Annotated in this window: 12 protein-coding genes; 5 read left to right on the forward strand and 7 right to left on the reverse strand. The window is 63.9% G+C overall.

The annotated features are described in order from the left end of the window. Positions 1–31: 31 nt before the first annotated feature. Together K426_RS13300 and K426_RS13305 are read left to right on the forward strand one after the other, a co-directional pair. Positions 32–1,219 carry a carboxynorspermidine decarboxylase gene (locus K426_RS13300; RefSeq protein WP_066557862.1) on the forward strand — a complete coding sequence of 396 codons (1,188 nt, stop codon included), beginning with the start codon at positions 32–34 and terminating at the stop codon, positions 1,217–1,219. Between the two features lie 147 nt (positions 1,220–1,366). Beyond that, positions 1,367–2,560, forward strand: a complete 1,194-nt coding sequence (locus tag K426_RS13305) for a type III PLP-dependent enzyme (RefSeq protein WP_066557864.1) — start codon at positions 1,367–1,369, stop codon at positions 2,558–2,560. A gap of 70 nt (positions 2,561–2,630) precedes the next feature. Here K426_RS13305 and K426_RS13310 read toward each other — a convergent pair whose 3' ends face one another. The 7 genes from K426_RS13310 to K426_RS13340 form a co-directional block, all read right to left on the reverse strand. Then, entirely contained in the window at positions 2,631–3,839 is a 1,209-nt protein-coding gene (locus K426_RS13310) for a class I SAM-dependent RNA methyltransferase (RefSeq protein WP_066557866.1), read from the reverse strand. A gap of 14 nt (positions 3,840–3,853) precedes the next feature. After that, positions 3,854–5,248: an NAD(P)H-hydrate dehydratase gene (locus K426_RS13315; protein ID WP_082748904.1), complete on the reverse strand. Its 1,395-nt coding sequence runs from the start codon at positions 5,246–5,248 to the stop codon at positions 3,854–3,856. Then, a complete protein-coding gene (locus tag K426_RS13320) occupies positions 5,238–5,504 on the reverse strand; it encodes a hypothetical protein (protein ID WP_335339734.1) in 267 nt (88 codons plus the stop codon). The genes K426_RS13315 and K426_RS13320 overlap by 11 nt, the downstream gene beginning before the upstream one ends. Positions 5,505–5,637: 133 nt before the next feature. Further along, positions 5,638–6,354 carry an N-formylglutamate amidohydrolase gene (locus K426_RS13325; protein WP_066561762.1) on the reverse strand — a complete coding sequence of 239 codons (717 nt, stop codon included), beginning with the start codon at positions 6,352–6,354 and terminating at the stop codon, positions 5,638–5,640. Beyond that, positions 6,351–7,250 carry a 4-(cytidine 5'-diphospho)-2-C-methyl-D-erythritol kinase gene (locus tag K426_RS13330; protein WP_066557878.1) on the reverse strand — a complete coding sequence of 300 codons (900 nt, stop codon included), beginning with the start codon at positions 7,248–7,250 and terminating at the stop codon, positions 6,351–6,353. Before K426_RS13330 ends, K426_RS13325 begins: the two co-directional genes overlap by 4 nt. After that, positions 7,237–8,859 (reverse strand): tetratricopeptide repeat protein, encoded by a 1,623-nt coding sequence (locus K426_RS13335; RefSeq protein ID WP_066561763.1) that lies wholly within the window; start codon positions 8,857–8,859, stop codon positions 7,237–7,239. Before K426_RS13335 ends, K426_RS13330 begins: the two co-directional genes overlap by 14 nt. A gap of 19 nt (positions 8,860–8,878) precedes the next feature. Next, entirely contained in the window at positions 8,879–10,531 is a 1,653-nt protein-coding gene (locus K426_RS13340) for an electron transfer flavoprotein-ubiquinone oxidoreductase (protein ID WP_066557880.1), read from the reverse strand. A gap of 140 nt (positions 10,532–10,671) precedes the next feature. Here K426_RS13340 and K426_RS13345 point away from each other — a divergent pair, with 140 nt between their 5' ends. Genes K426_RS13345 through moaB form a run of 3 tightly spaced genes read left to right on the forward strand, consistent with a single transcriptional unit; the run spans position 10,672 to position 13,702 of the window. Next, positions 10,672–11,376 (forward strand): uracil-DNA glycosylase family protein, encoded by a 705-nt coding sequence (locus K426_RS13345; protein ID WP_082748906.1) that lies wholly within the window; start codon positions 10,672–10,674, stop codon positions 11,374–11,376. Beyond that, positions 11,373–13,175 (forward strand): lytic transglycosylase domain-containing protein, encoded by a 1,803-nt coding sequence (locus tag K426_RS13350; RefSeq protein ID WP_066557885.1) that lies wholly within the window; start codon positions 11,373–11,375, stop codon positions 13,173–13,175. Before K426_RS13345 ends, K426_RS13350 begins: the two co-directional genes overlap by 4 nt. Continuing rightward, complete coding sequence (moaB, locus tag K426_RS13355) at positions 13,175–13,702, forward strand: molybdenum cofactor biosynthesis protein B (protein ID WP_066557901.1); 528 nt, start codon at positions 13,175–13,177, stop codon at positions 13,700–13,702. Before K426_RS13350 ends, moaB begins: the two co-directional genes overlap by 1 nt.

The raw sequence follows: 13,702 nt of genomic DNA on the forward strand, positions 1-13,702 counted from the left end.
GCGCAGGAACACGGCATCGAATGGATTTAGCATGGAAACCAAAGCCGGCGATCCCGCCGCCTTCGCGCATTTCGACCTGAACCGCGTCCCTTCGCCCGCCTTCGTGGTGGATGAGGCAGCGATACGCCGCAACCTCAGTGTCCTACGCGACATCCGCGACCGCGCAGGCATCAAGGTGCTGGGCGCGCTCAAGGCCTTCTCCATGTGGTCCCTCGGGGGCGTCGTCGCGGAATATCTCGACGGCGTCTGCGCCTCCGGCATCTACGAAGCCCGCCTCGGCCGCGAGGAATATGTCGGCCCCCATGGAGACAAGGAGGTCGCAACCTACTGCGCCGCCTACAAGCCCGAAGACCTGGCCGAAATCCTCAAAATCTCCAACCATGTCATCTTCAACAGCCCCGGCCAGATCGCCCGCCTGAAACCCGTCATCGACGATGCGCGAAAGAACGGTGTGAACTTCGACATCGGCCTGCGCATCAACCCCCTCCATGCCGAGGGCGAAGTGCCCAAATATGACCCCTCGCAGCCGCACAGCCGCCTGGGCTTTTCCATCGACCAACTCCGCGCCGAGCATCTGGAGGGCGTCGACGGCCTCCACGTCCACAATCTCTGCGAGCAGGATTTCCTGCCGCTGGAGCGCACCTGGGCCGCAATCGCATCCCGCGTCATGCCCCATGTCGGCGGCCTCAAATGGCTGAACTTCGGCGGCGGCCACCACGTCACCCGCTCCGACTATCAGATCGACGACCTGATAGCCTTTCTGCATCGCATCAAGGCGGCAACGAGCCTGGAACTCTATATCGAGCCCGGCGAAGCCATGGCGCTCGACGCAGGCATCCTGGTCGGAGAAATACTCGACGTGATCGACAACGGCATGCCGGTGGCGATCACCGACATCTCCGCCACATGCCACATGCCCGATGTCATCGAAGCGCCCTACCGCCCCGCCATGCTGCACGAGGAAACGGAAGGCCAGCCCACCCGACTCGGTGGCCCCTCCTGCCTCGCCGGAGACATTATCGGTGACTATCGAGTCCCCGGCGGCGCGACTCCGGGGCGCCGCATCGCCTTCCTCGATCAGGCGCATTATTCGATGGTAAAGACCAATACATTCAATGGCGTGCCCTTGCCATCCATCTGGCTCTGGAACTCGGAAACCGACGAACTCAAGCAAATCCGCCAGTTTTCCTACGAGGACTTCAAGTCCCGTCTCTCCTGACGCACATTTCATAGCCGCCCGCGCAACAAAATTTACGCATGCGCTTTACAGGGGGGACCCCTCAGCATATATCGGCCGTCCGCTGCCCCATGGGACTTCCACCGCAAGGCAGCTTTTTGCCAACGACTACACTGGAGGTCCCTTGAGTTGCACAAGCATCATAGCGCGCTGGGGGTAGCGACCACCCTCAAACCGGCAGCACCGGTAACGCTTATTCGTCCCCAGGCTGCTGCCCGGGCCGCCCGATTCTTCGCGGAGAAGTTTCCGGGGCGCTCGCTCTATGCGGTCAAGGCGAATCCGTCTCCCGATCTGATCCGTACGCTGTTCGCTTGCGGGATCACGCATTTCGATGTGGCCTCGATCGCGGAAGTGCGCCTCGTCGCGGAGACTCTCGAGGGTCAGGCGAAACTCTGCTTCATGCACCCGGTCAAGGCCGAGGAAGCAATTGCAGAGGCTTACCATGTCCATGGCGTGCGTACCTTCTCGCTCGACACGATGGACGAGCTGGAAAAGATTCTGCGCGCCACAGACGATGCGACCGACCTGGAGCTGTGCGTGCGTCTGCGCGTTTCGTCCGAGCATTCGGAACTCAGCCTTGCGTCCAAATTCGGCGCTGAACTGGGCGAAACCCGCGAACTGCTGATGGCCACCCGCCAGGCGGCCGATGCGCTGGGCATCTGCTTCCATGTCGGTAGCCAGGCCATGTCCCCGCAAGCCTATAGCGACGCCATCGAGCGCGTCCGCGCGGCGATCGTGGACGCGGCCGTCACGGTCGACATCATCGATGTCGGCGGCGGCTTCCCGTCGGTCTACCCCGGTATGGAACCGCCTGCGCTGGAAGCTTATTTCGACGCGATCCATCGCGGCTTCGAAAGCCTCCCGGTCAGCTATTCGTCGGAACTGTGGTGCGAGCCCGGCCGCGCTTTGTCGGCGGAGTATAGCTCGGTCGTCGTGCGCGTGGAGCGTCGTCGCGGCACCGAACTCTACATCAATGACGGCGCCTATGGCGCGCTGTTCGATGCGGCGCATATTGGCTGGCGCTTCCCTGTTGCCCTGCTGCGCGAGGAAGAGAGCGAGGCGGAACTGACCGGCTTCTCCTTCTACGGCCCGACCTGCGACGATATGGACCATATGGTCGGCCCCTTCATGCTGCCGGAAGATGTGCAGGCGGGCGACTATATCGAGATCGGGATGCTCGGCGCCTATGGCGCGGCGATGCGCACCGGTTTCAACGGCTTCACGTCCGAAGCGGTTATCGAGGTCGAGGATGAGCCCATGGCCAGCCTCTATGTCGACGCCGTCCCGGCCCGCCGTCGCGCAACTGTCATCAAACTGGGGTAGAGGCTCAGGCCTCCCCTTAGGAGAGGATGCAAGGTCCCTCGCCGCACTCCCCCGCGGCGAGGGACTAATCCTATCCGCGCCGGAAAATCCCGACCAGTTCCACATGGGTCGACCAGCGGAACTGCCCGACCGGGCGCACACTCTCCAGCCTGTATCCTCCGGCGATCAGATGCACGGCATCGCGCGCGAAGCTGGCCGGATTGCAGGAAATATAGGCGATGACCGGCGCATTCGATGCAGCAAGCTGCATCACTTGTTCCCTCGCCCCGGCACGAGGCGGATCGATGACGATCCCTGCGAAACGATTGATTTCCGCGGGCGTCAGCGGCCGCCTGAACAAGTCCCGATGATCCGCCACCATCCGCCGCTGCGCTCTGTTCGCCGCTGATTTCAATGAGAGGATGAGATCGCGGGCCGCTTCCGCCGCGTAGACCGGCCGGCTCTGGCCCAGAGCCAACGCGAATGTGCCGAGCCCGCAGAAAAGATCGGCAATGGCGCCCTCTGACGGCATGGCTTGCTGCGCATCATGGACCAGCGCGGCTTCGCCGTCCGGCGTTGCCTGAAGAAAGGCGAAGGGCGGGAAAGCGACCGGCACGCCGCCAAAGCTGACCGTGACGGGTTCCGGCTCCCACCGGGTCTGCGGACCATCCCCCTCATCGATGGTCAGCCGGGCCAGCGCATGCTCCTGCGCGAAGGCCAGCAGCGCCTCGTCGGCGGCGAGCCCCTCGATCCGTACCCCTTCCAGCAGCAGGTCGACGCCCTGATCGGTCAGCGACATGCGGACATGCGCGGCGCGCTTGTCCGGAAGGATGATCCCGCACAACGTCCTGAGCGGCGCCAGCAGAGCGAACAGCGCGGGATCGAGTATTTCGCACATCGTCAGGTCGACCAGCATATGACTGCCTGATTCCGCAAAGCCGATGACGATTTTCCGCCCCTGCCTGCTGGCCCTGAGGGAAGCACGGCGTCGGGCCTGTGGAGGCGAGATATGCGGCGACAGGAGCCTGCCGGGCTCCACGCCCTGCCCGGCCAGGGCTCCGGCGACGCGGGCCGTCACGAAATCGGCATAGCTCGCATCGTCGATATGCTGAAGTTCGCACCCGCCGCAGATCGGAAAGTGCACGCACGGCGGGTCGACATGATGCGGCCCCCACAAAATGCTGCCGTCAGCCGCGATCCGGTCGCCCGGCGCGGTCAGCGGAACATGGCGGCCATTGGCGGTCACGCCGTCCCCTTTGGCCGCGATGCGGACGATGATGTCAGTGTCGATTTCGGTCACGTTCTTAGTCTTGGTTACAGGCGGCAGGCGATAGCCGCTGGCAGCTCCACAAGCAAATCATCCGCAATGAAAGCCGCGCCAGCCCGCCGTGCCGCCTCCCCGTGCAGCCATAGCGCTTCGCATGCCGCCAGGAACCCGTCGCCAGTGCCGGCGAGCCGCCCGGCAACCAGACCTGCCAGAACATCCCCGGTTCCCGCCGTCGAAAGCCAGGAGGAACTGACCGAAGACAGGACGGCGCGCCCGTCTGGTGCGGCAATGACGCTGTCGCTTCCCTTGTAGATCAGGATTGCGCGGGAGCGCTTTGCCGCCTCCAGCGCCCGGTCGATCTTGCTGCCCGGCAAATCTCCGAACAGCCGGGCGAATTCGCCCTCATGGGGCGTCAGGATCGAGCCGGGCGGAATGGCATCCAACCCTTCCTCCGCCAGCAGGAATAATGCATCGGCATCCAGGACGAGCGGATGACCGGCAGCGAGTGCCGGTTTCAGCCTGTCTGAAGCGCCGCCGTCACGTCCTAGTCCCGGTCCGACCAGAACCGCCTTGATCCTGGAATCATTCACCGATCTCGCGACATCGGCAGCATCATCGGCGCGATGGGTGACGATAGCGCCCGGTCCTCCATGATCCCTATCCTGAACGATGTGACGGACCATGCCTGCCCCTGCGCGAGCGGCTGCCTGGCTGGCGAGCAGGCCCGCCCCGCCCATTTCGCCGCCGATCACAACCACCAGCCCTCGGCTATATTTGTGCGCGAAGGATCCCGGCTGATGCAATTGCGGTGGCGAAAGCCGGTGTATTTGCGCGCCGGACACATCGATGCCGATATCGGCGCAGACCAGCCTCTGCCAGCAGCCTGCCGCCGGTTGCAGCATATGGGCCGGCTTGAGCGCGCCCAAGGCAATGCAGACCCCCAATACCGGCACGTCGGAGAGCAATTCACCCGTATCCGTCTGGACCCCGCTCGGCAGATCCACGGCATAGCTGAAACTTGCCCGTTCCGTGAGCATGCGCAATTTTGCTGCTGGCTCCGCGTCCAATCCACGCGACAGGCCCGTACCGAACAGCGCGTCCACAATCTGCGTCGCAGGCGCGGCGTCGGCAAGGGACTCGACAGGCGCTCCCCAGGCCGCACGCGCCTTGAGACTGGAGTCCGTGCGGCTTTCGCCCAGGGCCGCGACGCGAACCGGCACGCCCCGCGCCCGCAGCAGCCGCGCGATCACGAAGCCGTCACCGCCATTATTGCCCGGACCGCACAGGACCAGCAGATCACGCTTTCCACCCGCTCGCCAGATGATCTCCGCCGCAGCGGCGCCTGCCCTCTCCATCAGTGCATATTCCGGGACACCAGCGGCGATGACCGCCTGTTCCGCCTCCTTCATCTGCGCCGCTGTCAGGATCGCATCATTCCGCATCATTTCTTCCTCCAGCGAACTGCGCAGGCAGGCGGTAGCGATCCTGCCCGGCGCGCAATTCAATCTCGCCCTTGCCCGCAATGAGGATAGTGGCGTTTTCCGCTCCATCGGCGGGCACGACGCCGCGTCCGTCATGCACGATCAGAAAGCGACGAAAGCCGCCATCGGCATGGCGGATGGTCAGAAGATCACGATCGCGTTCGACCAGGCAATCGTCCTTCCAGGCGGCATCCGCGCCGATCGCACAAGGGATCATTTTATGGCCCTTGTCGGCCAGGCTCCCGGAGCCGGAAGGACGGCCGCATCCGGCCAGCGCTAAACACAACAACAAGCTTCCCTTCAAGGCCCGGTGTGGATGCGTGACACCGATCATCCCGCTGTGCCGCCCTTCAGGCAAGCTGGCTGCGGCATTCCAGCACGACGGGAGCCAATATTCCGGCAAAACGCCTTTGTCCTTCTCCATCGCTGACCAGATCCTGCCGCATCTCTATACCCAGATAGGGGATGCCATTGCCCTCCGCATGGCGGTTCATCGTGGCGTTTAATACCTTGCCCGAATAGGGCAGTTGGTCCCCCACCTTGAGCCCCGCCGCCTCCAGCAAAGGGATGGCGATCCGCGCCGCCCTGTCGTCCTGGTTATAAAGGACGCCGATATCCCAGGGGCGCTTCTGATCGGGATCGCTGGCCAGCCGGGGCGTGAAGCTGTGGACGGACAGGAGGAACGGAGACGACATGCCGTCCAGCAGCCATGCGACATGATGATGATAGGGATGGTGGAAACGGATCATCCGATCCGCCAGGTCGGCATGGCGGTTGCCCGGAATGACATGGCCGTCGCTCATGACCGGCAGCAGGCCCGGCGCGTCATCCTCCCGGTTGAGGTCGATCACGAGGCGGGAAACGCCGCCCAGCACGGCCTTGCAGCGCAATTCTTCGGCGAGCAGGACGCTGACCTCCGCCACGCCGATGTCGACGGCGATATGATCGTTCAGCAATCCGGCATCGATCCCCAGGTCGACGTCATCGGGCACATGCGCCGAAGCATGGTCGGCAATGATCAGGATATTCAGATCACCGCCGTCGACCTCGGTATACGCCTCGCTCATGCCGTCCTGATCCTCGTTTCCGCGACCCACCATGCGCCATGGTCGGCACGCAGCCTCTCCGCTGCCGTAGCCCTGTGACGATCCGTTTCGAACAGCGCGAAGCAGGTCGCGCCAGACCCCGACATGCGGGCGAGGCGCACTCCATCGCACGCTCTCAATGCTGCCAGCACATCCGCAATGACCGGAGCCGCTGCCATGGCTGGAGCCTCCAGATCGTTCCGTCCAGCGGCAATCAATTGCTCCAGATCGGTTGCCTCCAATGGGCCGCGATCCACCCGATCCCAGCCGCTGAAAATCTGCGCGGTGGAAACGGCGACGCCCGGATTGACGAGCAAGATCGGCATAGCGGACAGCCCCGCGATCGCCTGCCGCTGCAACACTTCCCCCCGTCCTCGCACCATCTGCGAAACGCTGCTGACGCAAGCGGGAACGTCCGAACCGAGCGTCAGCGCGATCCGTTCCAGCGTCTCGCCAGCCACCGGCGCATTCCAGAGCCGCCTGAGCAATCGAAGGGTAGCGGCAGCATCGGCGGAACCTCCGCCAATGCCCGATGCGACCGGCAAAATCTTGCTCAACCTGAGATCAGCGCCAAAGCCTTCCCCCAAATGGGCTTGCAATGCGCGTGCCGCCTTTATCACCAGATTGTCGGGCCCCGCGTCCAAGGAATGACCAAAGGGGCCGTCAATATCCAGCCCGATCATGCCGTCAGCCCGAATACGACCCGACAGCCTGTCCCCCAATTCGGTAAAGGCGAACAGGCTTTCGAGCGCATGATAGCCGTCCGCCCGCTTATGCCGGACGTGCAGCGCCAGATTGATCTTGGCAAAAGCGGTTTCGACCAGTTCGCCCGCATCCGCCGGGCAGGCGGCGGGCGCTTCCGCGTCAACGTGCGGCATATTCGGGCTTCATCCCCTCTCTGGTCTTGGCGGCCAGACGCTGCGCCGTCTCTCCTTCCGCAAAAACCGCCGCCGCGCGCCAGGCATAGCGGGCCTCGTATCGCCGTCCCGCCGCCCAGAGCGCATCGCCCAGATGTTCGTTGATGGTCGCGTCCGCAGGCGCTCCCGCCGCCGCCCGCTCCAGCATCGGCACGGCGGCGTCGATGTCGCCCGTCACGAACTGCGCCCAGCCCAGGGAATCCGTGATCGACGAGTCCTGCGGCTTCAAGGCGCTCGCCTTCTTCAGCAATTCCACCGCCGCATCCATATTCTGCCGCCGCTCGATCTGCGCATAGCCCAGATAGTTCAGCACCGTGGGTTCATTGGGCGCCAGCCTCGCCGCCCGTTCCAGCACCGCCCGCGCTTCGTTCCAATGCGCGCCCTGTTCCAGCGCGCTGCCTTCAAACAATAGCAGCGCCCAGGGAACGGCGTCGGCCGGATAGCCGGCCTGCGCCGTGCGGAAAGCTGAGGCAGCGCCCTCAAAATCCTTCTCCTGCGCCAGCAACTGGCCCAGCCTTACATGGCGTTCCGGCTCCGCGTCCGGCACGGCGGCCAGAGCGCGGGCAAGGCCGATAGCCTCCGCCCGCTTCCCCGCCGCCGCCAGCGCTTCTACCAGTTCGGCCTGCGCCAGCGCGCCGTACCAGCCGGGGGCGGGAACCATGCGCGCCTCCTCGATCGCATAGGCCGCATGACCGGCGCGGCTCAGCAAGTCCGCGGCGACGATATGCGCGGTGGGACCATCAGGATCGACAAAGGCGGCGATGCGCGCAAGCCGGATACCCAGCGTTCCCGTACTGCCGTCCGACGAAATATCGGACGCCAACCGGGTAAGCAGACGGGCGAAACCTTGTCCTGCCGTCAGCGCTTTGCCATGGAGCGAAAGCGCTTTGCCACTGGCGATATCCGCCCGGGCCTGCGCGAAATTGGCTTCCTTTTCAGGCAGAAGCGCCAATGCTTCAGCCTTCGCTCCCCGTGCGGCCAGTTGCCCCGCGAAGATCAGCCGCAGCGCGTCCATCTCCCCGGTCCGCAAGGCAAGAGCGCGGTTTATCGCGGACTGCGCGTTTGGGAGATCGCCGTTGCGCAAGGCCTGAAACGCCAGATGTTCGTCCAGATAACGTCTCGCTAGGGATGCGAAGCGATCGGCGGGATCGATGACGGGCGGCGCATATCGCCCCTCGCCCACCGAAATCCAGCTACGGGTGATCGGCGCCAGAAAGGCGAAATTGCCCTCCGCCACCATCCGGTCGACAAGCAGGCGAGCGCCCGGCCAATCCTTGCGGTTCAGCGCCCCGGCGATCTGGAGCAAGGTGCCGTCGCGCGGCAGCAGGCCGTCGCTTTCCAGCACGGCGGCGGAACGCAGCGCCAGAGCCATGTCCCCGCTGATCACCGCCTGAAAATAGGAACGCCGGGCAACCTCGAGACTGGCGGGATCGCCCGCCAGCGCCTCCCTATAGCTATTCAGCGCAAGTCCGGGAGCACCGTCGCCATCGGCCAGGCGCCCCCGCATATAGGCATGCAATGCGCTGCCAGGGTCCACCGATGCGCCCGCCGCGGCGGGCAGCACCAGCATCATCGCAGCAAACAGACGCCTACATGTTCGGATAGTTCGGCCCTCCACCGCCTTCGGGCACGACCCAGTTGATGTTCTGGGTCGGATCCTTGATGTCGCACGTCTTGCAGTGGACGCAGTTCTGCGCGTTGATCTGGAAGCGGGGATTGCCCTCGTCCAGCCCGACCACTTCGTAGACGCCCGCCGGACAATAGCGCTGCGCGGGCTCGTCATAAAGGGGCAGGTTGTAGGAAATCGGGATCGACGGGTCTTTCAGTTGCAAATGGACCGGCTGGTCTTCCTCATGATTGGTGTTCGACAAGAACACCGAGGACAAGCGGTCGAAGCTGATCACGCCGTCCGGCTTGGGATAGTCGATCTTTTTGCTGACTTCCTTGCGCCACAGCTTCTCGCAATCAGGCTTGTGCTTCATCGTGAAGGGAAGCCCGATCTTGAGCGTGCGCATCCACATGTCGATGCCCGCCAGCACAGTGCCGATGGTGTTGCCGAACTTCGACAGCAGCGGTTCGGCATTCTTCACCAACTGGAGCTCGGTCGCGATCCAGCTCGACCGCAGACGGTCCTCATAATCATGCAGGACGTCGCGGGCGCGCTCGTTCTGAATCGCCTCAAACGCCGCTTCGGCGGCCAGCATGCCGGACTTCATCGCCGTATGCGTGCCCTTGATGCGGGGCACGTTCACGAAGCCCGCCGAACAGCCGATCAGCGCGCCGCCGGGGAAGACCAGCTTCGGGATCGACTGCCAGCCGCCCTCGTTGATCGCGCGCGCACCATAGGAGACGCGGCGGCCGCCCTCGAGATATTTGCGGATTTCCGGATGCTGTTTCCAGCGCTGGAATTCCTCGAACGGATAGAGATAGGGATTGCGATAGCCGAGGCCGACCACGAAGCCCAAAGCCACCTGCCCATTGGCCTGATGGTAGAGGAAACCGCCGCCATAGGCATCTGTCAGCGGCCAGCCCTGGGTGTGAATCACCAAACCCGGCTTGTGCTTGGCGGGATCGATATCCCACAATTCCTTCATGCCGATGCCGTAGACCTGCGGCTCGCTGTCAGCATCCAGCGCGAACTGGCGCTTCAGGATCTTGGTCAGGTGCCCGCGCGCGCCCTCCGCGAAGAAGGTATATTTGGCATGCAGTTCCAGCCCCGGCTGATAATCGGGCTTGCGATTGCCTTCGCGGTCGATCCCCATGTCGCCGGTCGCGACGCCCTTCACCGACCCATCCTCATTGTAGAGGATTTCCGCCGCCGCAAAGCCGGGGAAGATTTCCACGCCCAGCCCCTCGGCCTGCTCGCCCAGCCAGCGGCACAAATTGCCCAGCGATCCGGTATAGGTGCCCTTATTGTGCATCCAGCCCGGCGTCATGATGTGCGGCATGCTCATCTTGCCGCCCTTGGTCAGGAACCAGTGCTGGTTGTCCGTGACCGGCACTTCCGCCATCGGGCAGCCCATGTCCCGCCATTGCGGGAACAACTCGTCCAAGGCCTTCGGATCGACGACCGCGCCCGACAGGATATGCGCGCCGATTTCCGAACCCTTTTCCAGCACGCAAACCGACAATTCCTGCCCGGCTTCGTTCGCAAGCTGCTTCAACCGGATAGCCGATGACAGCCCCGCCGGGCCACCGCCGACGATGACGATGTCATAGGGCATCGAATCCCGTTCGCTCATAGTCCCTCCATTTTGCGGGCGCCGTCGGTTTTCCTCCCCAATCCGGTCGCCGCACTACCCAAACGTTTTGACACTCAGCGCGATGAAGAAACTTGACCACGGCGTCAACCTCTGGCCCAAGACAATCAATGCGGGGAATATTGCGGGAAAATTTGGCGGAGGCCGCCAATGCCTATATGGCGTGGTGGAATCTGGCCGGCGTGGATTGCGCGGTCGGTGAGGAGCCGGTCGATTGGTTGCGCCCAGCTCAGACGCCCACTCGGACGCCGGTTTCCGTCCCCGGCGACATTCCCGCGCAAGCCAAGCCCCATAATTTTGAGACGTTCCTGACCTGGCTTGCCGAGGATGCGACGCAGCCGGAACGGCGATGGCCAGGCGCCATGATCCTGCCCGAAGGACCGACCCATGCGCCTCTGATGGTGATCACCGATATGCCCGATCCTGCGGACATCGGCGCCGGAGCCCTGCTCAGCGACCGGGCCGGGCAGCTATTCGATGCGATGTTGCGGGCGATCGGCCTGAAGCGTGCCGACATTCATCTGGCGTCCCTCTTCCTGTCCCGGCCGCCGGGCGCCATGGTCGAGGCATCGGATCTGACGGCCGCAGCCGCACGGATGCGCACGCATGTGATGCTCGCCGCGCCGCGACGGTTATTATTGCTGGGCGACCGAACGATCCGCACCCTGTTGCCTGCGGCCGATTCAGGTTCACGGGTTTTTAACCATGATGGCGGCACCTTATCCGTATTCGCCACATTTCATCCGCGTTTGTTGCTTGGGCAACCCGCGGCAAAGGCAGAATGTTGGCGTATATTACAAGGTTTGATTGAGGAAATGCCCGAGTGATTCGCGCCGTAACCCGTTCGTCCTGGCTGGCCGCCGTTGCCTTCACAGCATTGGCGGCCATGCCCGCAAACGCCGACACGACCAGCGCGGTATCCGCCCTTTCCATGGGCATGCCTTCATCCCCGCTTCAATTGAGCGATACCGATAAAAGCCGGTACAGCGCCATTTACGGAGCCTTGCGCGACCAGAAATGGACTGATGCCAGGGCGATGATCACCGCGCTGGATGCGCAGGACGCCATCCGCCCGGTCGCCCTGGCCGAACTTTATCTCGGCAAGAATTCGCCCAAGGTCGAATTGTTCGAACTGCTCGATCTGATCAACAAGGCGCCATGGCTCGACAAGGCCGATCAGCTTTCCCGGCTGGCGCAAAAACGCGGCGCGACCATCTTGCCCACGCTGCCGCAGGTGCAGAAGATGGTCTGGCTGGGCAGCGCGCCGCGCCGCGAATATGTTCCGGCCGTCAAGACCGACGCCCTGGCCCAGACGCTAGTCGGCCAGATTCAGCCCTTCATCAAGAATGATGATCCGGCCGGTGCCGAAGCGCTGCTCATCAGTGGCGAAGCGGGTCTGACGCCCGAGGGACTGACCGAAGTGCGGCAGCGCATCGCCTGGGCCTATTATATCGAAAGCGACGACGCCAATGCCCGGCGCATGGCGGCAAGGGCCCTGGAAAGCCGCAGCGGCGGCGATTGGGCGGTTCAGGCCTATTGGACGACCGGCCTTGCCGCCTGGCGCCAGAATGATTGCCGCGCCGCCGCGCCTGCCTTCGCCAATGTCACGGCACTGGCCGGCAATAGCGACATGCGCGCGGCGGGCGCCTATTGGGCGGCACGCGCCTATATGGTGTGCGGGGAACCTGAAAAGGTCGAAAATCTGCTGAAGACGGCCGCCCGTTCGGACGAAAGCTTTTATGGCCTGCTGGCGCGTGAAACGCTGGCGATGCCGTTGGGCGCTGGGCCAGTCGCGCCTCGCTTCGGCGCTGCGGAATGGCAGCAACTCAAGGACAGCCCGAATGTGCGGGCGGCGATCGCTCTGTCTGCGATCGGTGAGAATGCGCGGGCGGACCAGATGCTTCGCTATCAGGCGAAGATCGGCGGGACCGGGCAATATGATGCGCTGCTTCGCCTGGCCGGCGCGCTGAGCCTGCCGGAAACGCAGCTCTGGCTTGCTCATAACGGCCCGGTGGGCAAGCAGCCGGGCAGCTTCGCGCGCTTTCCGGCACCCGACTGGCGGCCGGACGGCGGATGGCGGGTCGACCCGGCGCTGGTTTATGCCCACACGCTTCAGGAATCGGGATTCCGCCGGGATGTCGTCAGCAGCGCCGGTGCGCGCGGCCTGATGCAGGTGCTGCCCAGCACCGGCAATCTGATGGGGCTAGCCGCGTCCGACCAGTTGTTCGTGCCGTCGACCAATATGGAATATGGCCAGCGCTATCTGGAAAATCTGCGCGACATGAGCGCGACCGGCGGATTGCTGCCCAAGGTCATGGCCGCCTATAATGCCGGTCCTCTGCCGGTCGAGCGTTGGAACAGCGAAGTGAAGGACAATGGCGATCCGCTGCTGTTCATCGAATCGCTGCCCTATTATGAAACCCGCGCCTATGTGAACATCGTGATGCGCAATTACTGGATGTATCAGATCCAGGCGAAGGGCAGCGCGGAGTCGCTGGCGGGCATGGCGCAGGGTCTGTGGCCGACCTTCCCAGGGGCCAAGGGCACGCGTCTCGTGCGCCTGACGCCCAGGACGCCGATGGCCAGCGCAAATGTCAGCGCCAGCATCGCGGGCGGCTCCGACTGATGCCAATCGATGAAAGCCGGCCATTCCTGCCGGTGCGCATTGCGCTGCTGACAGTGTCGGACAGCCGCACAGCAGCCGACGATCGGTCCGGCGACATTCTGGCCGAACGCATAGCAGCAGCCGGTCATGTCCTGGCAGCGCGTCATATCGAGCGAGACGAACGCTCCGCCATCGTCGCCCGTCTTCATGCCTGGATCGACGATCCGCAGATCGACTGCATCATCACCACGGGCGGAACGGGAGTCACCGGCCGGGACGTCACGCCCGAGGCACTAGCGCAGGTGCAGGACAAGGAAATTCCCGGCTTTGGCGAACTGTTCCGCTGGCTCAGCTATCAGACCATCGGCACATCGACGATCCAGTCACGCGCCACCGCCTGCGTCGCGCGGGGCACCTATATTTTCGCGCTGCCCGGATCGACCGGCGCGGTGAAGGACGCCTGGGACGGCATCCTCGTCAGCCAACTCGACAACCGTTTCCGGCCCTGCAATTTCGTGGAATTGATGCCGCGTTTGACTGAACGCTAA

Origin of the sequence: Sphingobium sp. TKS (assembly GCF_001563265.1) — a bacterium.
Classification (GTDB): domain Bacteria; phylum Pseudomonadota; class Alphaproteobacteria; order Sphingomonadales; family Sphingomonadaceae; genus Sphingobium.

What these genes read in the sequence shown, in the direction of transcription:
- K426_RS13300 (WP_066557862.1), top strand. Translation starts at nt 32, where the DNA reads ATGGAAACCAAAGCCGGCGATCCCGCCGCCTTCGCGCATTTCGACCTG.
- K426_RS13330 (WP_066557878.1), bottom strand. Translation starts at nt 7,250, where the DNA reads ATGCCGCACGTTGACGCGGAAGCGCCCGCCGCCTGCCCGGCGGATGCG.
- K426_RS13325 (WP_066561762.1), bottom strand. Translation starts at nt 6,354, where the DNA reads ATGAGCGAGGCGTATACCGAGGTCGACGGCGGTGATCTGAATATCCTG.
- moaB (WP_066557901.1), top strand. Translation starts at nt 13,175, where the DNA reads ATGCCAATCGATGAAAGCCGGCCATTCCTGCCGGTGCGCATTGCGCTG.
- K426_RS13340 (WP_066557880.1), bottom strand. Translation starts at nt 10,531, where the DNA reads ATGAGCGAACGGGATTCGATGCCCTATGACATCGTCATCGTCGGCGGT.
- K426_RS13320 (WP_335339734.1), bottom strand. Translation starts at nt 5,504, where the DNA reads ATGATCCCTTGTGCGATCGGCGCGGATGCCGCCTGGAAGGACGATTGC.
- K426_RS13315 (WP_082748904.1), bottom strand. Translation starts at nt 5,248, where the DNA reads ATGCGGAATGATGCGATCCTGACAGCGGCGCAGATGAAGGAGGCGGAA.
- K426_RS13335 (WP_066561763.1), bottom strand. Translation starts at nt 8,859, where the DNA reads ATGCTGGTGCTGCCCGCCGCGGCGGGCGCATCGGTGGACCCTGGCAGC.